Genomic DNA, 23,392 nt, shown 5'->3' with positions numbered 1-23,392 from the left:
CCCCTCGGTACGGAGCCACCGGAGCCGCTGTACTTTTCTCCAACCGATGGCCCTCCGTTCACGGCGTCGTCACCGGGCGGACCCGCGTCGGAATTCAGGGGCTGAGCTGCCACCCCGAGGCGTAGTGTCTGGCGGATGAGCAACCCCTTCCTGAGCCCCAGCCCCCTGCCGTTCGAGCTGCCGCCGTTCGCCGAGATCCGCGAGGAGCACTACCTCCCCGCCTTCGAGGCGGGCATGGCGGAGCAGCTCGCCGAGGTCGCCGCCATCAGCGGCAGTTCAGGGACCGGCAGCCCGGAGCCGCCGACCTTCGAGAACACCATCGAGGCTCTGGAGCGCTCAGGCGCCGTGCTGAGCCGGGTGTCGCTCGCCTTTTCCAACAAGACCGCGTCCGACACCACTCCGGGCCTGCAGGCGTTGGACGCCGAGATCAGCCCCCGGCTGGCCGAGCACAGCGATGCGATCAACCTGGACCAGGCCCTCTTCGCCCGGATCGACGCGCTCTACCAGCAGCGCGCCGAGCTGCGGCTGGACCCGGAGTCGGAGCATCTCCTGCAGCGCTACCACGACCGCTTCGTCCGGGCCGGGGCGCGCCTGGGCGAGGCCGAGCGGGACCGGTTGCGGCAGATCAACGCCGAGCTGGCCTCGCTGGGCACCGCGTTCGAGCAGAACGTCTTCGCCGACACCAGGGCGGCCGCCCTGGTCCTGGACAGCGCCGAGGAGCTGGCCGGACTCCCCGAGCTGGCCGTCGCGGCCGCCGCCGAGAACGGCCGTGCGCTGGGGCGCGACGGCAAGTACGTGCTCAGCCTGCAGAGCTTCAGCAACCAGCCCGAGCTCGCGTCGCTGGACGATCCCGCGGTGCGCCGCCGGCTGCTGGCCGCCTCGCTCGGGCGCGGCGCCGGGTCCAACCCCGACCTGATCCGGCGGATGGTGGTGCTCCGCGCCGAGCGCGCCGCGCTGCTGGGCTTCGCCAACCACGCCGAGTACGTGGTCGCCGACCAGACGGCCGGCAGCACCGAGGCCGTGGAGACCATGCTGACCGGACTGGTCCGCCCGGCGGTCGCCAACGCCCGCCGCGAGGCCGAGGCGCTGGCCGCCGAGGCTGGCGTGGAGCGGATCGAGGCCGCCGACTGGAAGTACTGGTCCGAGAAGGTCCGCAAGGCCCGCTACGACGTCGACGCCTCGGTGATGCGGCCCTACCTGGAGCTGGAGTCGGTGATCCGCAACGGCGCGTTCTTCGCCGCCGAGCAGGTCTACGGGCTGAGCTTCACCGAGCGCACCGACCTGGTCGGCCACCACCCCGACAGCCGGGTCTTCGAGGTCAAGGACGCCGACGGCAGCCCGGTCGGGCTGTTCATCGGCGACTGGTTCGCCCGCGAGTCCAAGCGCGGCGGCGCCTGGATGAACGAGGTGGTGCTGCAGTCGCACCTGCTGGGCACGCTGCCGGTGGTGGTGAACAACCTGAACATCGTCAAGCCCCCGGCCGGTGAGCCCGCGCTGCTGAGCTGGGACGAGGTCACCACCCTGTTCCACGAGTTCGGCCACGCGCTGCACGGCCTGCTCTCCGACGTCCGCTACCCGCTGGCCTCCGGGACCCAGGTGGCCCAGGACTTCGTCGAGTACCCCTCGCAGGTCAACGAGATGTGGGCGGACTGGCCGCTGGTGCTGGCCAACTACGCCAAGCACCACGTCACCGGCGAGCCGATGCCGGCCGAGCTGGTCACCCGGATGAAGCAGGCCGAGGCCTTCGGTGAGGGCTTCCGGACCGTGGAGTACCTGGCTGCGACGCTGCTCGACTGGGCCTGGCACACCGTCCCGGCCGGGACCGACCCCGGGGACGTCGAGGCCTTCGAGACCGCGGCGCTGGAGCGGTACGGCATCGCGATGCCGGAGATCCCGGTGCGCTACCGCAGCGGGTACTTCGCGCACATCTTCGCGGGCGGGTGGTACGCGGCCGGGTACTACGGCTACATCTGGTCCGAGGTGCTGGACGCGGACACGGTGGAGTGGTTCAAGGAGAACGGGAAGTCGATCCGGGAGAGCGGGGAGATCTTCCGCAGGGAGCTGCTCGCCGTCGGCGGGAGCAAGGACGCGATGGCGGCGTTTGCGGGGTTCCGGGGGAGGGGGCCGGAGGTTGAGCCGTTGTTGGTGCGGAGGGGGTTGACCGGCTGATCCGCTGTGGGTGGCTGGGCGCGCAGTTCCCCGCGCCCCTGGGGTGCGTTCGGGGTTGCTCCATGGTGGGTTGGGTCGGGTAACGTGCGGCAACGCGCTTGCCACAAAACGTCAACCCGGAGGTATCCCCGTGCGGATCGGAGCACTGCTCGCGCCTGCCGCACCGCGGCTGCGCCTGCTGGCCGGGCGCGAGGAGCTGGACCGGGTGGTGTCCGGGGTGATGACCACCGACCTGCATGACCCCGGGCGGTACCTGCAGGGCGGTGAGCTGGTGCTCACCGGGATGCTGTGGCGCAGCGGCGCCGAGGACTCGGAGCGGTTCGTCCGGGGCCTCGCCGCCGCCGGCGCCGTCGGGCTGGCGGCGGGCGAGGCCGAGGTCGGGCCGGTGCCCGAGGACCTGGTCGCGGCCTGCGAGCGGCACCGGATGCCGCTGTTCGCGGTGCCCGAGGACGTGGCCTTCGCGCAGCTCACCGAGTACGTGGTGCGGCAGGTGTCGGCGGACCGGGCCGCCGACCTGTCGGCGCTGGTGGACCGGCACCGGGTGCTGGTCTCCGCCAGCGGCGGGGCCGGTCTGGACGCGGTGCTGGAGCTGCTCGGCGGCGATCTGGACCTGGACTGCTGGGTGCTGACCCCCAGCGGTCGGGTGGTCGCCGGACCACCCGACCGGCTCAACGAGGCCGAACGGGACCAACTGGTCCGGGCCCATCTGGACGGCCAGCGCCGCCGTCCCGGCCCGTCGGTCCGGGCCCGGGTCGGCAGCCGGCAGTTCTCGGTGCTGCCGGTCGCCGCGGAGGGCACCGGGCTGCTGGCGCAGTGGCTGCTGGCGGTCGAGGGCGACGTCACCGAGTGGACGCCCAAGCGGCAGCAGCTCGCCGAGAACCTGGCCCGGCTGGCCGGGGCCGAGCGGGAGCGCCGGGACGAGAGCCGAAGGCTGCGGATCCGGCTGGCCGACGAGGTGATCACGCTGCTGCAGCGGGACGCCCCGCCGGAGGAGCTCAGCCGGGCGCTGGAGGCCTCGCTGGCGATGGCGCAGACCGCCCTGGGCACCCCGATGCCGGACTCCTGGGTGGTGGTCTCGGCCGAGGGCCAGGGGTTGCCCGAGGGCGCCGCCCGGGCCGCCCTGGTCGAGGCGCTGACCGGCGCGGACGACCGGGCCCTGATCGGCGGCGGCGGAACCGGCGCGATCCTGCTGGTCCCCGAGCCGGCCGACGGCAGCACCATGGCGGAGCTGCTGCGCGCCCTGCTGGCGCCGCTGGAGGCGGGGCTCGGCGCGGACGGACGGCTGACCCTGGGCGCCAGTGCCCCGGCCGCCTCGGCGGGCGGGCTGCGCGGCGCGCTGGAGGAGGCCCGGCACGCCCGCCGGATCGCGTCCTCCCGGGTCGGCCGGATCTGCGTCAGCGGCCCCGAGGAACTGGCCTCGCACGTGCTGCTGCTCGCCGCGGTCCCGGACGAGGTGCGGCGGGCCTTCCGCAGCAGGCTGCTGGACCGGGTCATCGGCTACGACCTGGAGCACCAGGCCGACCTGGTCCGCACCCTCGGCGCGTTCCTGCGCTACGACGGCTCCTGGACCCGCTGCGCCGCCGCGCTGCACGTGCACGTCAACACGCTGCGGTACCGGATCGGGCGGATCGAGGAGCTGACCGGGCGGGACCTGTCCAAGCTGGAGGACCGGGTGGACTTCTACCTGGCCCTGGAGCTGTCCTGACGCCACCCGCCCGGGTGAACGCGGACGGCGGCTGACGGCGGGTCAGCGCAGACTGGGGCCATGCGCCGTCCCCTCCTGCCCGCCGCCGCAGCCGTAATGGCCTCGGCCCTCATGCTGACGGGCTGCAGCAGCACCGGCGGGCTGCGGGCCGAGGAGGCCGCCCGTTCGGCCGCGGCGGCCGGCGGCGGCTCCGGGGTCACCACCCCGCGCTGGACCTTCGCCATGGTCACCCACGCCGGCAGCGGCGACTCCTTCTGGGACACCGTCCGCAAGGGCTCGGAGCAGGCCGCCGCCAAGGACAACATCAACTTCCTCTACTCCAACGACGCCAACACGGCCAACCAGGTGCAGCTGGTGCAGGCCGCGATCGACCAGAAGGTCGACGGACTGATCGTCACCCTGGCCAAGGGCGACGCCATGAAGGACGTGCTGGCCAAGGCGGAGGCGGCCGGGATCCCGGTGATCAGCGTCAACTCCGGCGAGGAGTACGCGGCGAAGTTCGGCGCGCTGACCCATGTCGGCCAGGACGAGTCCACCGCCGGGAAGGCCGCCGGGGCCGAGCTGAAGCAGCGCGGGCGCCGGAGCGTGCTGTGCGTCATCCACGAGCAGGGCAACGTCGGCCAGGAGCAGCGCTGCAACGGCGCCAGGGCCGGCTTCGGCGGCCCGCTGCAGGTGCTCTACGTCAACGGCACCGACCTGCCGGACGCCAAGGCGGCGATCTCGGCGAAGCTGCAGGCGGACGCCTCGGTGGACACCGTGCTGACGCTGAGCGCGCCGCTGGCCGCCACCGCGCTGCAGGCGGTCGGCGACGCGGGCCGGGCGGCCGGGAGCACCGAGACCGACACCTTCGACCTCAGCAGCCAGGTGGTGGCCGGGCTGAAGTCCGGGACGGTCGGCTTCGCCGTGGACCAGCAGCCCTATCTGCAGGGCTACGAGGGCGTGGACCTGCTCTGGCTCTACAAGTACAACCTCAATGTGCTGGGCGGCGGCAGCCCGGTGGCGACCGGGCCGCAGATCCTCACCGCCAAGGACGCGCCCGCGCTGGCCCAATACGTCGCCAGGGGGACCCGATGAGCGGTCCTGACCTGCTGTCAGCGGGGGACGAGCGGCTGGCTCCCCGGTCCGCGGTGCGCCGGCTGATGGCGCGTCCGGAGCTGGGCGCGCTGGTCGGCGCGGTGGCGGTGTTCCTCTTCTTCGCCGTCGTCACCAGCACCTTCCTCACCCCGGGCGCGCTGGGCACGGTGCTCTACTCGGCCTCCACCATCGGCATCATGGCGGTGCCGGTGGCGCTGCTGATGATCGGCGGCGAGTTCGACCTGTCGGCCGGGGTGCTGGTCACCACCGCGGCGCTGGCCTCGTCCATGGTGTCGTACCAGTTCACGGCGGTGACCTGGGTCGGGGTCGGGGTCTCACTGGTGGTCACGCTGGGCATCGGGCTGTTCAACGGCTGGGTGCTGACCCGGACCCGGCTGCCCAGCTTCATCGTCACCCTGGGCACCTTCCTGATGCTGACCGGCGCCAACCTGGGCGTGACCCAGCTGGTGGACGGCACGGTGGCGACCAAGTCGATCGCCGACATGCAGGGCTACCGCTCCTGCGCCTGGCTGTTCGCCGGCTCCTTCACCGTGGGCGGGCTGACGGTCCGGGCGACGGTGTGGTGGTGGCTGGGCCTGGTGCTGGTCGCCGGCTGGCTGCTGCTGCGGACCCGCTTCGGCAACTGGGTCTTCGCGGTGGGCGGGGACGCCGACGCGGCCAGGGCAGTGGGGGTGCCGGTCGGCCGGACGAAGATCGCGCTGTATCTGGGGGTGGCGCTGTGCGCCTGGATCCTGGGCCAGCACCTGCTGTTCTCCTTCGACACGGTGCAGTCCGGCGAGGGCGTCGGCAACGAGCTGATCTACATCGTCGCCGCGGTCATCGGCGGCTGCCTGATCACCGGCGGCTACGGCTCGGCGGCCGGCTCGGCGCTGGGGGCGGCGATCTTCGGGATGACCAGCAAAGGCATCGTCTACGCGCAGTGGGACCCGGACTGGTTCAAGTTCTTCCTCGGCGCGATGCTGCTGCTGGCCACCCTGCTCAACTCCTGGGTGCGGCGCCGGGCGGAGCACAGATGACCACCCCGCCTGCTCCCCTGCTGGAGCTCTCCGGGATCGGCAAGAACTACGGCAGCGTGCTGGCGCTGCGCGACGTCGACCTGGTGGTCGACGCCGGTTCGATCAGCTGTGTGCTGGGTGACAACGGCGCCGGCAAGTCCACCCTGATCAAGGTGGTCGCCGGGCTGCACGCCCATGACACCGGCTCGTACCGGATCTCGGGCGAGGAGGTGCACCTCTCCTCGCCGCGGCAGGCCCTGGACCGGGGCATCGCCACCGTCTACCAGGACCTGGCCGTGGTGCCGCTGATGCCGGTCTGGCGCAACTTCTTCCTCGGCTCGGAGCTGCAGCGCGGCCGCGGTCCTACGGCCAGGCTGGACGTCGCCGCGATGCGGGCCACCACCCGGGAGGCGCTGCTGCGGATGGGCATCGACCTGCGCGACGTGGACCAGCCGATCGGCACCCTCTCCGGCGGCGAGCGGCAGTGCACCGCGATCGCCCGGGCGGTCCACTTCGGCGCGAAGGTGCTGGTCCTGGACGAGCCCACGGCCGCGCTGGGGGTGAAGCAGTCCGGGGTGGTGCTCAAGTACGTCGCCGCCGCCCGGGACCAGGGGCTGGGCGTGGTGCTGATCACCCACAACCCGCACCACGCCTACCTGGTCGGAGATCGCTTCCTGCTGCTGAAAAGAGGGAGGATGGCCGGCAGCCACACCAGGGCGGAGATCACCCTGGAACAGCTGACGGCCGAGATGGCCGGAGGCTCCGAGCTCGCCGAACTCAGCCATGAGCTGCGGCGCGCCGGGGTGGTGCCAGCAGATCCCGGTGAAGGAACGGAACCGACCACGTGACCACCCCGCGTACCCCGTACACCCGCGTCTCCGGACTCAGCGCCGCCAGGCGCCGGACCGCCCCGCGCCGCGACGGCGCCCCCCGCCCCGGGCTGCTGCGGCTGCCGACCGTGGGCATCGACATCGGCGGCACCAAGATCGCCGCCGGGGTGGTGGACGGCGAGGGACGGATCCTGGAGCAGCTGCGCACCGAGACGCCGCACAAGAGCAAGAGCCCCAAGGTGGTCGAGGACACTATCACCGAGCTGGTGCTGGACCTGGCGGACCGTCATGACGTGCACGCGGTCGGCATCGGCGCGGCCGGGTTCGTGGACGCCGACCGGTCCAGGGTGCTCTTCGCCCCGCACCTGTCCTGGCGCAACGAGCCGCTGCGGGAGGCGCTGAGCTCGCGGCTCAGGCTCCCGGTGGTGGTCGAGAACGACGCCAACGCCGCCGCCTGGGCCGAGTGGCGCTTCGGCGCCGGCGCCGGCACAGACCACCTGGTGATGGTGAACCTGGGCACCGGCATCGGCGGCGCCATCGTCCGCGACGGCTGGCTGGAGCGCGGGCGGTACGGCATGGCCGGGGAGTTCGGCCATATGACGGTGGTGCCGGGCGGGCTGCGCTGCCCCTGCGGCAACCGGGGCTGCTGGGAGCAGTACTCCTCCGGCAACGCCCTGGTCCGCGAGGCAAGGGAGCTGGCCGCGGCCGAGTCGCCGGTGGCCCAGCCGCTGCTGGACCGGGTCGACGGCGATGTCGCGCTGATCACCGGCCCGCTGGTGACCGAGGCGGCGCAGCAGGGCGACGCGGTGGCGGTGGAACTGCTCCAGGAGATCGGGCACTGGCTCGGTCTGGGCATCGCCAACCTGGCCGCGGCGCTGGACCCGGGCCGCTTCGTGATCGGCGGCGGGGTCTCCGCGGCGGGTGAGCTGCTGATCGGCCCGGCCCGCGAGGCGTTCCGGCGCAACCTGACCGGACGCGGCTTCCGGCCCGAGGCGGACATCGTGCTGGCCCGGCTGGGCAACGAGGCCGGGCTGGTCGGCGCGGCCGACCTGGCCCGGCAGGTGGCGCGCCGGTTCCGCACCGTGAAGCGCAGCCGGGTGGAGCGCCGCTCCGGCGGATGAACGATCAATTGCCTTGAGCCGCAACTGAACTGATCATGCGTCAGTCAACATGGGGTAATTTTTCGCCCGGAAATACTGACGCAACGTCAGGGAAACCGAACCGCTGGACCTTCCGGTTGGATGTGCGCGGCTGGGCCGCGCCGCTCGACCCCGACGGGAGGCACTGCGCAGTGATTCCCTATCCAAGTTGGCTCAACTCGGGTGACAACACGTGGCAGTTGGTGGCCGCGACGCTGGTCGGCCTGATGAGCATTCCCGGTATCGCGATCCTCTACGGCGGCCTGGTCCAACGCAAATGGGCCGTCAACACCATGCTCATGGCGTTCAGCGCGTTCTCCATCGTGCTGGTCGCCTGGGTGCTCTACGAGTTCAAGATGAGCTTCGGCAGCCCGCTGCACATGGGCCCGGGCATCCTGCGCGCCGCCGTGGGCAAGCCCGGGACCATCACCGGGGCCAAGGCGGAGATCGGCCAGGCCAACATCCCGCTGGTCAGCGGGGCCGGTCTGATGCCCGCCTTCCGCTTCCCGCAGTCCACCCTGGCCTACTTCCAGTTCGCCTTCGCGGCGATCACCCCGCTGCTGTTCCTCGGCAGCGTCATCGGCCGGATGAACTTCAGGGCCTGGCTGCTCTTCGTGCTGCTCTGGTCCGGGATCGTCTACTCGGTCAACGCCTTCCTGCTCTGGGGCGGCGGCTGGTGGGCGCAGATGGGCGCGCTGGACTACTCCGGCGGCTATGTGATCCACCTCGCCGCCGGGACCTCGGGCTTCGTGGCAGCCGCGGTCGTGGGACCGAGGCTGGCCAGAGACAGAGCCAGGGCCGTGCCCAACAACCTGCCGCTGGTGGCCTGCGGTGCGGGCTTCCTGTGGCTCGGCTGGAACGGCTTCAACGGCGGCGACATGTACTTCGGCGGCCAGAACGCGGCGGCGGCCGTGCTGAACACCAATCTGGCCACTGCGGTCGCCCTGCTCGCCTGGGTGCTGCTGGACATGTTCGCCGGCGCGCAGCGCAAGCCCACCTTCCTGGGCGCGGTCAACGGCATGATCGTCGGCCTGGTCTCGATCACCCCGGCGGCCGGTTTCGTCACCGGCACCGGCGCGATCCTGGTCGGGCTGATCGCCTCGGTCCTGGTCTGGCTGTCCTGGAACAAGCTGGCCAAGCTGAAGTTCATGAGCCGGGTGGACGACGCCCTGGGCGTGGTGCACACCCACGGTGTGGCCGGACTGGTCGGCGGGCTGCTGGTCGGCCTGTTCGCGGATCCGGCGATGGCCATCTACTACAACAAGGACGGCAGCGCCGTCTCCGTCTCCGGTCTCTTCCACGGCCACCCCAAGCAGCTGGCGCTGCAGGCCGGGGCGGCCGGGACGATCATCGTCTGGGACGGCCTGATGACCTTCGTGATCCTCAAGGTGATCGGACTGTTCGTCAGACTCCGTTCCCCGGACGAGGTGTTGGAGCTCGGCGACCTCGCGGCCCACGACGAGGAGGCGTACCCGAGCGAGGAGGGCCTGGCGGCCGTGGGCGCCGGCGCCGCCAGCACCGGCCCGCCGCCGACGGAGTCCCCGGCATCGGCCAAGAGCGCCGAACCAGCCGCTGAACCGTGAAACTGATCACGGCCGTCCTCCCGACGGCCGGCTTCGAACAGGTGCAGCAGGCGCTGCGGACCCTGGGTATCCCCGGGATCACCGTCAGCACCGTGATGGCTCCACCACTCGGACGAGTACAGGGAACTCCCAGGTTCGAGGTCTACCGGGGAGTACGCCGGCAGATCGCCCTGCGGCCCGCCGTGCGGATGGACATCGTCACCACCGACCTGGACGCCGTGGACGTGGTCCAGGTCATCACCGTCGCCGCCGGGGGCACCGGTGGCGCAGTATGGGTCCTGCCGGTCGACACCATCGTCAGGATCCGCACCAAGGAGCGCGGGGAGGCCGCGCTGTAGCGCGACCGCAGGCGGAGGCGGCGGGCCCCGACCGAGGAGTGTTCACCCTGGAATCAGGGGTAGTTCACCCGTGCAGGTCGGGGCCCTGTCCGTTCGGCCGGGGCACTGTTCGCCGTCTTGACCAAGACACGCTACTCTCGGCGCTCATGCCGGGCTGCTGGCGCGGACACAGCTATATCCCGGCGGGCTTTAAGCTTTCGGCTAGAGGTCCACAGGCTCCATACGCGAAGGTGTCACCCTTTATGGACAAGCTGGTACAGCACTCTTCCCACGACGCGTCCGACGACGACGGCGCGCCGACGGCACTCCCCGAGTACACCGAGCGACTGGCGACCCTCGAAGGTTCCGGCATCAAGCGGTTGCTGCCCACCCAGGCGCCCTATCGGTGGAACATCCGGCGGCTGGGTCTCGGACGGGTGCTGGACGTGGGGTGCGGCCTCGGGCGCAATCTGCAGAACTGCTCGCCGGACAGCGTGGGCGTGGACCACAACGAGCACTCGGTGGCGACCGCCCGGGCCCGCGGACTCAACGCCTACACCCCCGAGGAGTTCAACGCCTCGGAGGACGGCGAACCCGGGCGCTTCGACAGCCTGCTCTGCGCCCATGTGCTGGAGCACCTGGACCAGGACGTCGCCGAGGACCTGCTGACGACCTACCTGCCCTCGGTGCGGCCCGGCGGCAAGGTGGTGCTGATCACCCCGCAGGAGGCCGGCTACGCCAGCGACGCCACCCATGTGCGCTTCGTCGACCTGGACGGGCTGCGCGACCACGCCGAGACGGCCGGGGTCGAGGTGGTCCGGGCCTACTCCTTCCCGCTGCCGCGCGCGGCCGGACGGACCTTCAAGTACAACGAGTTCGTGATGGTGGGCAGGCTCCGTCCGTAACGGGAGCTGACACACCTTCCGGCGTCCCCGCCCGTACCGCCGCCGATGCCGCCGCCCACTCCGCCGTCCGGCCCTCCGCGGCTGAGGTGCGCCGCCCCGGACGGGTGCAGGATGGACTGATCACCCAGTGGCAGCGACAGACGACGAGGAGAGCCATGCGCCTCACCAAGATGTCCCACTCCTGCGTCCGGCTGGAGCGGGACGGCCGGACCCTGGTGCTCGACCCCGGTGTCTACTCCGAGGCCGAGGCCCTGGACGGCGCCGACGCCGTCCTGATCACCCATGAGCACTTCGACCACTTCGAGGAGTCCCGGCTCCGGGCCGCCGCCGAGGCCAACCCGGCGCTGGAGATCTGGACCAACGGCGCCGTGGCCGAGCAGCTGACCGGCCTGGGAGTGGGGCGGGTGCACCGGGTCGGGCACGGCGACGCCTTCACCGCGGCCGGCTTCGAGGTGGAGGTGCACGGCGAGTGGCACGCGCTGATCCACCCCGACATCCCACGGGTCGGCAACGTCGGTTTCGCCGTCGACGGCAAGGTGTTCCACCCCGGGGACGCGCTGACCGTACCCGATCGGCCCATTCCGACGCTGCTGCTGCCGGTGCACGCGCCCTGGTCCAAGACCGGCGAGGTCGCCGACTACGCCAGGGCGGTCGGCGCCGAGCGCGCCTTCGCCCTGCACGACGTGCTGCTGAGCCCGCTGGGGCTGGCCGGGGTGGAGCGCTTCATCGGGCTCCTGGTCGAGGACGCCGGCTACGAGCGGCTGGCGCCGGGCCAGGGTGTCGAACTGCACTGAACCGGGCCGGGCCCGGGCCCTACGCGGGGCAGGCCCGACGCGGGGCAGCCCGCGTCGGGCCAGGGCCGGGATCCCGACCTAGGCGGTCAGCAGCGGGCGCAGGAAGCCCGACTTCAGCCGGACCACCAGCGGCGGACCGTAGCGCCGGGCCGCCAGCACCACCGGTACCGCGACGACCGCTCCGACGACGAGGCCCACCAGCACGTCGTGCGGGTAGTGGGCGCCGACCCAGATCCGGGAGAAGCCCATCACCAGCGCGGCCAGCGTCGCGATGATCCCGAGCCTGCGGCTGATCAGCCAGATCGCGGCCGCCGCGGCCGCCGCGATGGCCGAGTGGTTGCTGGGGAAGGACCAGTCGCCGACCCCGGGGCAGGGCTGGACGGTCGCCGGGGAGGTGATCACCTGGCAGGGCCTGGCCTCGTCGAAGACGCTCTTGACGATGTCGTTGACGACGTACGCCAGGACCACCGCGACCGGGACGGCCAGCGCCATGGCCATCGCCACCGAGTCGCGCGAGCTGCGCGCCTGCCACCAGCACCAGACCATCATCAGCGCGAACAGGCCGAGGCCGTAGCTGGCGTACCAGGAGACCAGGTCGTCGAACCAGTGCGGGGCGTTGGCGGCCCGGGTGATGAACCAGTGGTAGAGGCTGCCGTCGATGGAGGCGCCGTCGAGCGCGGCGAGCTGTACGGGGGAGTGCTGGATCACTGAGCCGCCTTGGCGTCCCGGCGGCTGCGCAGCAGCTCCAGGGCGATCGGGATCAGCGAGACCACGACGATCAGGGCGATGATCGGCAGCAGGTACTTGTCGATGCTGGGGATGGTGTTGCCGAGGCCGTAGCCGGCCATGGTGACCCCGACGCTCCACAGCAGGCCGCCGACGACCTGCCACAGGGTGAAGGTGCGGACCGGCACGTTCAGTGCGCCGGCCATCGGGTTCAGCACGGTGCGGACCACCGGGATGAAGCGGGCCAGCACGATCGCCTTGGCATACCCGTACTTGGCCAGGATCTCCTCGGCCCGGACCGCGCCCCGCTGCAGGTGCTTGTTGCTGCTGCGGGCCAGCAGCGCCTTTCCGCCCTTGGCCCCGATCACATAGCCGACCTGGGCCCCGACCAGCGCGCCGACCACGGCGGCGACCAGGACCTCGGCCAGGTTGAGGTGGACGCCGTTCTTGCTGGTGGTGCAGAGCAGCCCGGCCGTGAACAGCAGCGAGTCGCCGGGCAGGAAGAAGCCGACCAGCAGTCCGGTCTCGGCGAACAGGACGACGGCGATGCCGATCGCCCCGAAGGAGGCGAGCAGCGAGTTCGCGTCCAGCGGGTTCACCGCCAGATTGATCAGGGCCGTCGGATCCGGGGCCATGGACGTCACACTCCTGCGATGGGGGACACTGTTCGAGTCCGGGCGCTATCGTCTACATGTGTGTAGACGTTCAGTGCCACTGTAGTGGATAGCCGCGGTAGGCCTGTGGGAGGCGGAAGTCCTTGACGATGATCGGACCGCAGCGTCGCCACCCCGGCGAGCTGGAGGCGAGCGTCCTCGCCGTGCTCTGGGCCGGGGAGCGGGCGCTGACGCCCGGCGACATTCAGCGTGCCATCGGTGGTGACCTCGCCCGGACCACGGTGAACACCATTCTCACCCGGCTCTTCGACAAGGGAGTGGTGGTCCGCACGCGTGTCGGGCGTGCCTTCGCCTACGCGCCGGCGCAGGAGGCACAGGACGCGCCCGGGCTCGCCGCCCGGCGGATGCGCTCCGAACTGGAGAAGGAGGCGGACCGCCCCACCGTGCTGGCCCGCTTCGTCTCCGGGCTGAGCGAGGACGACGAGCAGGTGCTGCGCGCCCTGCTCAGCCGGGAGGCGGGCCAGGACGGGCCGGAGGCCGGCCGGAACGGGTCGGGGCCGGTCGACGGGGGTGGTCGGTCGTGACCGTCAGCGTCTGGGCGCCGCTGCTGCTGCCGCTGCTGCTCGCGCCGCTGCTCGCGCTGCCCTCCATGGGGGCCCTGCCCGATCTGCTGCCGCCCAGGGCCGCCGCCTGGCTGCTCACCGCGACCGCGGCCGGGCTGTCCGCCGCGGGGGCCGCGGCGCTCGCCCTGCTGAGCGTGGCGGCGCTGCTGCACCTGCCGTTCGTCGCCGCGGTGGGCCACCTCGACCTGCCGGTCGCCCGGCATCTCGCCCCGGGGGCGGTGGTGCCGGTCGGCGCGGCCGCGGCGCTGGTGCTGGTCGTGCTGGCGGTGCGGGCGCTGCGGGTGCTGCGCCGGCACCGGGCGGAGCACGCCGAGGCCAGGTTGCTGGTCGCGCTCCACGCGGGCGCCGGGGCCGGTGACCTGATCGTGCTGCCGGACCGGCTGCCGGACGCCTATGCCCTGCCCGGCGGGCTGTTCCGGGGCGGGCGGGACCGGATCGTGGTCACCGCGGGCATGATCGAGGCGCTCCCCGCCGACGAGCGCGAGGTGCTGCTGGCGCACGAGCGGGCCCATCTGACCGGTCGTCACCACCGCTTCCTGCTGCTCGCCGACCTGGCCGTGGCGCTGCACCCGCTGCTGCGTCCGCTGCGCGACGGCGCCGCGTACAGCCTGGAGCGCTGGGCCGACGAGTCGGCCGCCGAGCGGGTCGCCGACCGGCGGCTGGTGGCCCGGGCGGTCGGCCGGGCGGCGCTGGCGGGGGCTGGCGCGGGTGCGCTGCGGATGGCGGCCGGACCGGTGCCGCGCCGGGTCGCCGCGATGCTGGAGTGCCGGGCCGCGCCGCGTCGGCGCCGGGCCTCGCTGCTGGCCGCCGCGGTGCTGGCCGGTGCGCTCGGGCTGTCGCTGGGCACCACCCTGGACGCGGCGAGCGATCTGCACGAGCAGGTCGAGGCGGCGCAGTCGGCGCCCTGGTGGCACGGGCCGCACGGCGCCCACGAGGCCGGCGACAGGGCAGCGGGCGGGACCCGGGACGGAGCGGTTCACGGGGCGGTCGACAAGGCGGTGGACGGGGCGGTGGACGGGGTCCGGGACGGCGCACGGTAGCCGCGCGCCCCGGTGGGCGAAGATGGGCGCATGTCCTTCACCACGCTGACGTTCGAGCTCACCACCGGCAGCCGCGAGGCCGCGGTGGACATCACCGACCGCTGCGACGAGTTCCTGCGCGAGGCGGCCGCGGGCCGCGACGGCCTGCTCAATGTCTTCGTCCCGCACGCCACCGCGGGCGTCGCCGTGATCGAGACCGGCGCCGGGAGCGACCACGACCTGCTGGCCGCGCTGCGCGAGCTGCTGCCCGCCGACGACCGCTGGCGGCACCGCCACGGCAGCCCCGGGCACGGCCGGGACCACGTGCTGCCGGGGCTGGTCGCCCCGCACGCCACCCTGCCGGTGGTCGACGGGCGGATCGCGCTCGGCACCTGGCAGTCGGTGGTGCTCGTCGACACCAACGGCGACAACCCCCGGCGCACCGTCCGGCTGTCCTTCATGGGCTGATGGGGCGGGTGGCTACACGAGTGACCAAATGGGTGACGACACGTCAGAATTTCATGGCATGGACACTATGGAAACGGGTTACCCGTCGGTATAAATGTGCGTGACGCACGTCACCCCGTGTGCCACCCATCTGCCGTGGAGGCCCCATGCGCTCACCCAGCGCACGCTCGCTCCGCACCGCGACCCTGACCCTCCTCACCACCCTCGGCCTGGCCGGCGCCGGGCTGGCCGCCGCGCCGGCCCACGCGTCCGAGCCCGGCTACGTCGCCCTGGGGGACTCGTACTCCAGCGGCGTCGGCGCCGGCAGCTACATCAGCTCCAGCGGCGACTGCGAGCGCAGCACCAAGTCCTACCCCTACCTGTGGCAGGCCGCCCACAGCCCGTCCTCGTTCTCCTTCGTGGCCTGCTCCGGCGCGACCACGGCGGACGTGCTGAGCAGCCAGCTCTCCACGCTCAGCAGCTCGACCGGACTGGTCAGCATCAGCATCGGCGGCAACGACGCCGGCTTCTCCAGCACCATGGAGACCTGCGTGCTGGACGGGACCAGCTCCTGCCTGTCCGCCGTGTCCACCGCCGAGACCTACATCAACGGGCCGCTCGCCGCCAAGCTCGACGCCACCTACGCGGCGATCAGCGCGCACGCGCCCAACGCCCATGTGGTGGTGCTGGACTACCCGCACCTCTACCAGGTCCCCGGGACCTGCCTGTTCGGCATCAGCGACACCTCCCGCAACGCCATCAACGGCGCGGCCGACGAGCTGGACAGCGTGATCGCCAAGCGCGCCGCCAACGCCGGCTTCACCTTCGTGGACGTCCGCGGGGCCTTCACCGGCCACGAGATCTGCTCCAGCGACTCCTGGCTGCACAGCACCACCCTGCCGATCGACGAGTCCTACCACCCGACCGCAGCCGGCCAGTCCGGCGGCTACCTCCCCGGCTTCACCTCCGCCGCGGGCTGATCCGTCGGACCATGGTCGTCATGAACGACGACCGCACCAACGACGACCGCACCAACGAGGACCCTAAGGGTCCGTCCTTCGTCCACCACGTCGAGCTGTGGGTGGACGACCTCGCCGCAGCCGAGCGCCAGTGGGGCCCTGTCCTGCTGGCACTCGGCTGCGCGCCGTTCCAGCACTGGGAGCACGGCCGCAGCTGGCGGGGCGGTGACGGCAGCTACCTGGTCATCGAGCAGTCGCCCGCGCTGCGCGCCGGCGGGCACGACCGCATGCGCGCCGGCATCAACCACCTGGCGCTGCGCGGCGAGCGCGGGCCGGTGCTGGCGGCGGCGCTGGCCGAGGGCTGGACGCAGCGGGTCGACACCGGGCGGGCCGTGCACCTGGTGGACGGGCAGGGGTTCGAGGTCGAGGTGGTGTACCGGGAGGAGGATCAGGCCGGGGAGGAGGCGTAGAGGGCGTCGATGTCGTCGGAGTAGGTCTTGGCGACGGCGCGGCGGCGGATCTTCAGGGACGGTGTCAGCAGCCCGCGGTCCTCGGTGAACTCGCCGGGGAGGACCCGGTAGGCGCGGATGGACTCGGCACGGGAGACGGCGGTGTTGGCCATGGCCACGCTGCGCTGCAGTTCGGCCTGGAGGTCCGGGTCGTGCCGGGCCGCGGTCGCCGGGGACTGGTCCGGCTTGCCGCGCTGCCGCTGCCAGCGCAGCAGCGCCTCGGCGTCCAGCACCAGCAGCGCGCCGATGTAGGGGCGGTTGTCGCCGACCAGCATGCAGTGCGCCACCAGGGGGTGGGACCGCACCCGGTCCTCCAGCACGGTGGGGGCGACGCTCTTGCCGCTGCTGGTGACGATGATCTCCTTCTTGCGGCCGGTGATGGTGAGGTAGCCGTCCTCGTCCAGATGGCCCAGGTCCCCGGTGGCGAGCCAGCCCTGACGCAGGGTCAGTCCGCTGGCCTCCGGGTCGTCCAGGTATCCCTGGAACACCTGGCCGCCGCTGATCCACACCTCGCCGTCCTCGGCGATCCGCACCGTGGTGCCCGGGACGGGGTGCCCGACCGTGCCGAAGCGCGGCTTGTCCGGCGGGTTGGCGGTGGCCGCCGCGGTGCACTCGGTGAGGCCGTAGCCCTCGTAGACGGTGATCCCCGCGCCGGCGAAGAACAGTCCCAGCTCCCGGTTCATCGCCGAGCCGCCGGACATGGCGTGCCGCACCCGGCCGCCCAGCACGGCCCGCACCTTGCTGTAGACCAGCCGGTCGTAGACCTGGTGCTGCACCCGCTGGGCCGCGCTCGGTCCTGGGCCGTCGCCGAAGGCGTGCCGCTCCACCGCCGCGGCGTAGCGCACCGCGGCGTCCACGGCCTTCTCGAACGGTGCGAGCTTCCCGGCCTCCTCCGCCGCCTCGCGGGCCCGCTGCATCAGCTTCTCGAAGATGTACGGCACGGCGAGGACGAAGGTCGGCCGGGCCGACTCCAGCGCCGGCATCAGGTCGGCCGGTGCCAGGCTGGGTTCGTGCGACAGCTGCACCCCCGCGCGCAGCGCCGCGACCTGCACCATCCGGCCGAAGACATGGGCCAGCGGCAGGAACAGCACGGTGGCCGGCTGCTCGCTGGCCTTGTTCTGGAAGACGTCGTGGTACCGGGCCACGATGTTGTCGGTCTCGGCCGCGAAGTTGGCGTGGGTCAGCACGCAGCCCTTGGGCCGTCCGGTGGTCCCGGAGGTGTAGATGACGGTCGCGGTGGACTCCGGGGTGACCGCCTGCCGGTGCCGGTCCAGCAGGTCGTCGGGGACGCTGCGGCCGGCCAGGGCCAGCGCCCGCAGCGCCCCGGCGTCCAACTGCCAGATGCTGCGCAGCTCCGGCAGGCCCTCGACCACCGAGCCCACCGTCATCGCGTGGTCCTCGTGCTCGACGACGCAGGCCACCGCCTTGGAGTCGGCGAGGATCCAGCGCACCTGCTCGGCGGAGGAGGTGGGGTAGACCGGGACCGGCTGGGCGCCGATGGTCCACAGCGCGTAGTCCAGCACCGTCCACTCGTACCGGGTCCTGGACATCAGGGCGACCCGGTCGCCGAAGCGGACGCCCTGGTGCAGCAGGCCCTTGGCGATGGCCACGACCTCGTCGCGGAACTCGGCGGCGGTGACGGTCTGCCAGCCGCCGTCCTCGGTGCGCCGGGAGAGGGCGGCCAGACCGGGGTCCGCGACGGCGGTCGCGAAGACGGACTCGGCGAGGCCGCCGTGGGTCGGCGGTTCCGTGAGGGCGGGAACCGAGAACTCGCGCACACTTGCTCTCTCCGTCGGCGGCGCCGTTTCTGCGCCGGTCTGTGCCGGAAAGTTACCCGAAGGTAAAACCTCTGGCCAGGGGTCCGCAGTCGATCTCCACCGATCCCCACCGATCTCCACGTGATGTGCACGCGTGGATCGGGTCAGGTCGTGCACACCCGTTGACGGGGCGTCGGGGCCGGACATAACTTACCAGTCAGTAAGTTCAGCTCTCCCCTCATCGGAGGCCGTTCATGTCCGCCGTCCCAGGCGTCCCAGGCGTCCCGGCCGTTCCCGCCGCCACTTCTACCACCGCTCTGCGCACGGTGACCACCGCGGACGGGGCCTCGCTCGCGGTCCGGACCGACGGCCCCGAGGACGCCCCGGTCACCCTGGTGCTGGCCCACGGCTGGACCCTGGACGCCGGCGCCTGGGAGCGGCACGCCCAGGAACTGTCGGCCAACGGGACGGTACGGGTGGTCCGCTACGACCAGCGCGGCCACGGCGGCTCCACCGGCGGCAGCGCCCGGCCCTGGAGCATCGACCTGCTCGGCGAGGACCTGGACCGGGTGATAGCGGAGACCGCGCCGAGCGGTCCGCTGGTGCTCGGCGGCCACTCCATGGGCGGGATGACGGTGATGGCGCTGGCCGCGGCCCGTCCCGAACTCTTCGCCGAGCGGGTGGCCGGGGTGCTGCTGACCAGTACCTCCGCCGGGCAGCTGGACCCGCGGGGCCGCCGCGGTGCGCCGCTGCGGCTGCGGGCGCTGGGCCACGTCGAGTCCGCCTTCTTCGGCTACTGCTCGCGCACCGCCGAGCGCTCCGAGCGGATCCGCACCCGGCTGCCCGGCCCGGACGGGCGGCTCAACCCGTACCTGGTCAAGCGCTACCTCTACGGCCCCAGGGCGGCCCGCGAGGCCGTGGTCGCCGGGGCGCGCATGATCCACGCCTGTCCGATGGCCGCGGTCGCCGACTGGTTCCCGGCGCTGATGCTCCATGACAAGGCGGGCGCGCTGGGCGCGTTGCGGGGGACGCCGGTGGAGATCGTGGTCGGCTCGCTGGACCGGCTCACCCCGGTCGCGCACAGCCGTCGGCTGCTGGAGGAACTGCCGGAGGCGCGGCTGGAGATCGAGCCGGGCTGCGGCCACATGCTGCTGATGGAGCGGCCCGAGGCGGTCATCGGCCCGCTGCGGAGGCTCTGCGCCGGGGCGCTCGCGCACTGACCGGGCCCGGACAGCGGGCCGTTGCCGCGGGCCGGACGCGGGCCGGAGAACGCGACCGTGGGCCGGGAAAGCCGTAAGTGAGCGAAGCTCGAACTGACGCGCCCACTGGTAGTAGGCTCTCGCCGACACAGCGCCATCCCTGCCACCACCGTCCCTCATCCATGCCGTCCAGTCGCGTCCGCCTCCGCGTGCACCTCCTGCGGTCGGTCCGGAGGAGTCCATGCGCATTCGCAGCAGGTCGATCCGCGCGAAGATCGTCGCGCTGCTCCTGGTCCCGCTGGTCTCGCTGACCGGCGTCTGGACCTGGACCACGGCCACCAGCGTCGACCAGGTATGGGGCCTGGTCCAGGTGAGTTCGGACTACCGCTGGTTCGGCACACCCGCCGACGACCTCTCCCGCGCGCTGCAGGACGAGCGCAGGGCGGCGGTCGCCTATGTCGCCGCGGCCGCCGGCAAGGGCGACCGCGCCGCGCTGCAGAAGGCGGAGGCGGCCACCGACCAGCAGGTCGCGGTGTTCCAGGAGCACGCCACCGACGGCGGGCGGCTCGACGATCTGACCGGTGCTCAGAAGCTGGCGCTGCAGGGAATCCAGGCACAGATCGGCGGCCTGACGATGGAGCGCGCCCAGGTCTCCGGGCACAAGGAGGACTGGGACGAGACCTTCACCTGGTACACCGGCGCCCAGGACCCCTTCTTCAACCTGCGGCTGGCGATGAGCAACTTCCAGGCCGGAGACCTGACCCGGGAGGCCGGGAACCTGATCGAGCTGGTGCGTGCCCGCGAGTACCTCTCGGAGGAGGACGCGCTGATGTACGGCGCCCGGGCGACCGGCTTCTTCAGCTCCGGCGAGTACCAGCAGTTCCTCACCGTCAGCGATGGCGAACGGCTGCTGTTCCAGGTGCACGTACCGCAGTTGCCGGACCAGGAGCAGACGCTCTTCCAGGACTTCACCACCGGTGAGATCTACACCCGGGTGAACAGCCTGGAGGCCGCGGTGAGCACGCTGGACGCCCAGCAGGCGCCCAAGCTGATCGACGGCGCCGCCTGGGTGGCCAGCTACGGCACGGCGCTCAGCCAGCTGTCCCAGCTGGACACCCAGTCGGCCACCCTGGCCGGCAACCGGGCCAGGTCGTACGCCATGGGCGTGATCTGGCGCGCCGTCGCGGTCGGCCTGATCGGACTGCTCGCGGTGGTGCTGACGCTGGTGCTGTCGCTGCGGATCGGCCGCGGCCTGGTCCGCGAACTGGTCGGGCTCCGGGACGACGCCTTCGACCTGGCCGGGGTCCGGCTGCCCGAGGTGATGCGCAGACTGCGCGGCGGCGAACGGGTCGACCTCGCCGCCGAGGTGCCCCAGGTGACCGTGCGGCCCAGCGGCAACGACGAGATCGCCCAGGTCGGCCGGGCCTTCAACGCGGTGCAGCGGGCGGCCGTCGAGGCCGCGGTCGAGCAGGCCGACCTGCGCCGCGGCGTCGCCGCGGTCTTCGTCAACCTGGCCCGGCGCAGCCAGGCCCTGCTGCACCGTCAGCTCACCCTGCTGGACGAGATGGAGCGCCGCGCCGACGACCCGGACGAGCTGGAGGACCTGTTCCGGCTCGACCACCTCACCACCCGGATGCGCCGCCACGCCGAGGGCCTGATCATCCTCTCCGGGTCGGCGCCCGGCCGCAACTGGCGCCGCCCGGTGCGGATCCTGGACGTGGTGCGGGCCGCGGTGGGCGAGGTCGAGGACTACGCCAGGGTGCGGGTGCACCGGATGCCGCAGGTCGCCGTGGTCGGCGGGGCGGTGTCCGACATCGTGCACATGATCGCTGAACTGGTCGAGAACGCCGCGGTGTTCTCCCCGCCGCACACCCAGGTCAGGGTCCAGGGCGAGGAGGTCGCCAACGGCTTCGTCCTGGAGATCGACGACCGCGGTCTCGGCATGGGCGAGGAGGCGATGGCGGCGGCCAACGAGCGGCTCGCCACCGGCGGCGACTTCGACCTCAGCGACACCGACCGGCTCGGACTGTTCGTCATCAGCAGGCTGAGTGCCCGTCACGGGGTGAAGGTGTCGCTGCGGCGGTCCCCGTACGGGGGGACGACCGCGGTGGTGCTGCTGCCGCGTGAGCTGATCACCGAGGTGCCCTCGCGGGGCGGCGACGCCCCGGTGGAGGAGTCCGAGGCGACGGCCGAACACCCTTTGCCGGCCAACCAGTTGCAGACCGCCTCGCTGCAGGTGACCCGGTCGCGGACGCGCCGGGAGCTGCCGACGGGCACCGGCGGCGGCACCGGGGCGGGCGAGGACGGGCGGCCCGGCGGGGCCGGGACGCCGGGGGAGCCCGGACCGCAGCGCAGGAGGAGCGGGCCCCGGCACGCGGCGCCGTTCCCGGCCGCGGTCCCGGAGGTCCTGGAGGTCTCGGGGGAGGAGCAGGGCCTGGCGGCCCTGCCCAAGCGGCGTCCGGTGTCCAGCCGTGCCGACTCCTACCTGGCGGCGCGGGACGCGTCGCTGCGGGAGGCGCCGGTGCGCGAGGTGCCTGTGCGCGAGGCATCCGTGCGCGAGGCGCCGGTGTCCGATCCGGCGCCGCTGCTGCCGCGCCGGGTGCGGCAGGCCAGCCTGGCCCCGCAACTGCGGGTCGCCGCCCAGGAGTCCGGTGCGGAGCACGCCGAGCACACCGATCCGGGCGGGCCGGCGCAGCCCGCGGTGCGCGAGCGTTCCCCCGAGGAGGTACGGGCCACCTTCTCCTCGTTCCAGCGCGGCCTCAGCCGGGGCCGCGGTCGGGTCGGCGCCGAACAGGGCCAGGCGCTCCCAGCCGACGATCCGCACGCCGCCCGCGCGGACGCAGCCCCCGAACCCTCAGCGGAAGGACCCTCCCGATGACCGTACCGACCACGAACTCCGGCGACCTCAACTGGTTGCTCGACGATCTGGTGCGCCGTGTCCCCGAGGTCCGGCACGCGGTCGTGCTGTCCAGCGACGGTCTGGCCACCGGGGCCTCCTCGGGGCTGACCCGCGAGGACGCCGAGCACCTGGCCGCCGTCGCCTCCGGGTTCCACAGCCTGGCCAAGGGCGCCAGCAGACACTTCAAGGCCGGCGGCGTCAGACAGACCATGATCGAGCTGGACCACGCCTTCCTCTTCGTCACCGCCGCCGGGGACGGCAGCTGCATGGCGGTTCTCAGCGAGGCCGAGGCCGATGTCGGCCTGGTCGCCTACGAGATGGCGCTGCTGGTCAAACGGGTCGGCGAGCACCTCGGCAGCGAGCCCCGGGCGGGCCTGCCCACGGGGCGGTGAGTGGCATCGTGCGGAATACGGGGGGCCCTGGCGGACGGGGCAGGAGGGCCTGGGGCGACAGCTCCTGGGAGAACGACGGAGTACCGGAGGAGGAGGGTGCCGAACAGGACGGCGCTCCCCATCAGGACGGCGGCGGTGAGGACGGCAGGCACGAGGGCGGCAGGCACGAGGACGACGGCTCGCTGCGGGACGGCCAGCCGGCCGAGGAGGACTGGGACGACGACGCCGAACTGTCGCAGCTGGTCCGCCCGTACACGCTGACCCGGGGCCGGACCCGGCACGCCGAGGGCGCCGCGTTCGACGTGATCGCCCAGGTGGTCGCCGCGGACCGGGACGGCCTTGCCGACCCGGACGGGGCGGAGGGCGCGGACGACCCGGAGCACCAGCAGATCCTGGAGCTGGTCCGGTCCGCTCCGCTGTCGGTGGCGGAGATCGCCGCGGAGACCGATCTGCCGCTGGGCGTGGCCCGGATCCTGCTGGGAGACCTGCTGGACGCGGAACTGATCCGGGTGAGCCGGCCGGTGCCTGCGGCGTTGTTGCCGGATGTGAGTGTGCTCCGCGAGGTCATTCAGGGGCTGCGGGCGTTGTAGCGGGTTCTGACGGATCGTCGGGTGCGGGCCGTAGCTGGCTCGTCGCGCAGTTCCCCGCGCCCCTGGGGGCTGCAACTCATCCACGGTGGGTAAGTTGCACCTACCCAGGGGCGCGGGGAACTGCGC

General features: G+C 72.6%; 22 protein-coding genes. 19 read left to right on the top strand and 3 right to left on the bottom strand.

The window, feature by feature from the left end:
- Positions 1–135 precede the first annotated feature (135 nt).
- The 10 genes from ABUW04_RS33870 (at position 136) to ABUW04_RS33825 (ending at position 11,532) form a co-directional block, all read left to right on the top strand.
- Positions 136–2,169, top strand: coding sequence for a M3 family metallopeptidase (locus ABUW04_RS33870; RefSeq protein ID WP_380568280.1), 2,034 nt, complete (start codon positions 136–138; stop codon positions 2,167–2,169).
- 130 nt (positions 2,170–2,299) lie between these two features.
- Complete coding sequence (locus tag ABUW04_RS33865; RefSeq protein ID WP_380568279.1) at positions 2,300–3,874, top strand: PucR family transcriptional regulator; 1,575 nt, start codon at positions 2,300–2,302, stop codon at positions 3,872–3,874.
- A gap of 60 nt (positions 3,875–3,934) precedes the next feature.
- Positions 3,935–4,948: a sugar ABC transporter substrate-binding protein gene (locus ABUW04_RS33860; protein WP_380568278.1), complete on the top strand. Its 1,014-nt coding sequence runs from the start codon at positions 3,935–3,937 to the stop codon at positions 4,946–4,948.
- Positions 4,945–5,985 carry an ABC transporter permease gene (locus tag ABUW04_RS33855; protein ID WP_380568277.1) on the top strand — a complete coding sequence of 347 codons (1,041 nt, stop codon included), beginning with the start codon at positions 4,945–4,947 and terminating at the stop codon, positions 5,983–5,985. The genes ABUW04_RS33860 and ABUW04_RS33855 overlap by 4 nt, the downstream gene beginning before the upstream one ends.
- Positions 5,982–6,812, top strand: coding sequence for an ATP-binding cassette domain-containing protein (locus ABUW04_RS33850; RefSeq protein WP_380568276.1), 831 nt, complete (start codon positions 5,982–5,984; stop codon positions 6,810–6,812). The genes ABUW04_RS33855 and ABUW04_RS33850 overlap by 4 nt, the downstream gene beginning before the upstream one ends.
- Positions 6,809–7,915 (top strand): ROK family glucokinase, encoded by a 1,107-nt coding sequence (locus tag ABUW04_RS33845; protein WP_084713297.1) that lies wholly within the window; start codon positions 6,809–6,811, stop codon positions 7,913–7,915. Before ABUW04_RS33850 ends, ABUW04_RS33845 begins: the two co-directional genes overlap by 4 nt.
- A 170-nt stretch (positions 7,916–8,085) precedes the next feature.
- Positions 8,086–9,516 (top strand): ammonium transporter, encoded by a 1,431-nt coding sequence (locus tag ABUW04_RS33840; protein WP_030248043.1) that lies wholly within the window; start codon positions 8,086–8,088, stop codon positions 9,514–9,516.
- Positions 9,513–9,854, top strand: coding sequence for a P-II family nitrogen regulator (locus ABUW04_RS33835; RefSeq protein WP_030248040.1), 342 nt, complete (start codon positions 9,513–9,515; stop codon positions 9,852–9,854). The genes ABUW04_RS33840 and ABUW04_RS33835 overlap by 4 nt, the downstream gene beginning before the upstream one ends.
- Before the next feature lie 242 nt (positions 9,855–10,096).
- Positions 10,097–10,738 (top strand): class I SAM-dependent methyltransferase, encoded by a 642-nt coding sequence (locus tag ABUW04_RS33830; RefSeq protein ID WP_380568275.1) that lies wholly within the window; start codon positions 10,097–10,099, stop codon positions 10,736–10,738.
- A gap of 155 nt (positions 10,739–10,893) precedes the next feature.
- Positions 10,894–11,532, top strand: a complete 639-nt coding sequence (locus ABUW04_RS33825) for an MBL fold metallo-hydrolase (protein WP_030248036.1) — start codon at positions 10,894–10,896, stop codon at positions 11,530–11,532.
- A gap of 78 nt (positions 11,533–11,610) precedes the next feature.
- Here ABUW04_RS33825 and ABUW04_RS33820 read toward each other — a convergent pair whose 3' ends face one another.
- A complete protein-coding gene (locus ABUW04_RS33820) occupies positions 11,611–12,240 on the bottom strand; it encodes a phosphatase PAP2 family protein (RefSeq protein ID WP_380568274.1) in 630 nt (209 codons plus the stop codon).
- On the bottom strand, positions 12,237–12,893 hold the full coding sequence (locus ABUW04_RS33815; RefSeq protein WP_030248027.1) for a DedA family protein: 657 nt from the start codon (positions 12,891–12,893) through the stop codon (positions 12,237–12,239). Before ABUW04_RS33815 ends, ABUW04_RS33820 begins: the two co-directional genes overlap by 4 nt.
- A 128-nt stretch (positions 12,894–13,021) precedes the next feature.
- On the opposite strand from ABUW04_RS33815, the gene ABUW04_RS33810 reads away from it, so the two are divergent.
- The 5 genes from ABUW04_RS33810 (at position 13,022) to ABUW04_RS33790 (ending at position 16,390) form a co-directional block, all read left to right on the top strand.
- Positions 13,022–13,456, top strand: coding sequence for a BlaI/MecI/CopY family transcriptional regulator (locus tag ABUW04_RS33810; protein WP_051724717.1), 435 nt, complete (start codon positions 13,022–13,024; stop codon positions 13,454–13,456).
- Positions 13,453–14,535, top strand: a complete 1,083-nt coding sequence (locus ABUW04_RS33805; protein ID WP_380568273.1) for a M48 family metalloprotease — start codon at positions 13,453–13,455, stop codon at positions 14,533–14,535. The genes ABUW04_RS33810 and ABUW04_RS33805 overlap by 4 nt, the downstream gene beginning before the upstream one ends.
- 30 nt (positions 14,536–14,565) lie before the next feature.
- A complete protein-coding gene (locus tag ABUW04_RS33800) occupies positions 14,566–14,982 on the top strand; it encodes a secondary thiamine-phosphate synthase enzyme YjbQ (RefSeq protein WP_380568272.1) in 417 nt (138 codons plus the stop codon).
- A gap of 146 nt (positions 14,983–15,128) precedes the next feature.
- A complete protein-coding gene (locus ABUW04_RS33795) occupies positions 15,129–15,941 on the top strand; it encodes an SGNH/GDSL hydrolase family protein (protein ID WP_030248019.1) in 813 nt (270 codons plus the stop codon).
- Between the two features lie 20 nt (positions 15,942–15,961).
- Positions 15,962–16,390 (top strand): glyoxalase, encoded by a 429-nt coding sequence (locus ABUW04_RS33790; protein WP_380568271.1) that lies wholly within the window; start codon positions 15,962–15,964, stop codon positions 16,388–16,390.
- Here the strand turns inward: ABUW04_RS33790 and ABUW04_RS33785 are convergent.
- Positions 16,369–18,207 (bottom strand): AMP-dependent synthetase/ligase, encoded by a 1,839-nt coding sequence (locus tag ABUW04_RS33785; RefSeq protein ID WP_380568270.1) that lies wholly within the window; start codon positions 18,205–18,207, stop codon positions 16,369–16,371. The genes ABUW04_RS33790 and ABUW04_RS33785 overlap by 22 nt on opposite strands.
- A 233-nt stretch (positions 18,208–18,440) precedes the next feature.
- Here ABUW04_RS33785 and ABUW04_RS33780 point away from each other — a divergent pair, with 233 nt between their 5' ends.
- The 4 genes from ABUW04_RS33780 (at position 18,441) to ABUW04_RS33765 (ending at position 23,266) form a co-directional block, all read left to right on the top strand.
- Complete coding sequence (locus ABUW04_RS33780; protein WP_380568269.1) at positions 18,441–19,406, top strand: alpha/beta fold hydrolase; 966 nt, start codon at positions 18,441–18,443, stop codon at positions 19,404–19,406.
- A 220-nt stretch (positions 19,407–19,626) separates the two neighbouring features.
- Entirely contained in the window at positions 19,627–22,263 is a 2,637-nt protein-coding gene (locus ABUW04_RS33775) for a sensor histidine kinase (protein ID WP_380568268.1), read from the top strand.
- A complete protein-coding gene (locus tag ABUW04_RS33770) occupies positions 22,260–22,676 on the top strand; it encodes a roadblock/LC7 domain-containing protein (RefSeq protein ID WP_030248008.1) in 417 nt (138 codons plus the stop codon). Before ABUW04_RS33775 ends, ABUW04_RS33770 begins: the two co-directional genes overlap by 4 nt.
- 8 nt (positions 22,677–22,684) lie before the next feature.
- Positions 22,685–23,266: a DUF742 domain-containing protein gene (locus ABUW04_RS33765; RefSeq protein WP_380568267.1), complete on the top strand. Its 582-nt coding sequence runs from the start codon at positions 22,685–22,687 to the stop codon at positions 23,264–23,266.
- Positions 23,267–23,392: the final 126 nt, after the last annotated feature.

Origin of the sequence: Streptacidiphilus jeojiensis, assembly GCF_042510965.1 — a bacterium.
In the GTDB taxonomy this organism is placed as follows: Bacteria; Actinomycetota; Actinomycetes; order Streptomycetales; family Streptomycetaceae; genus Streptacidiphilus; species Streptacidiphilus jeojiensis.
Note: the sequence above shows the minus strand (reverse complement) of the source record. Positions and strands in the feature narration are given on the sequence as shown.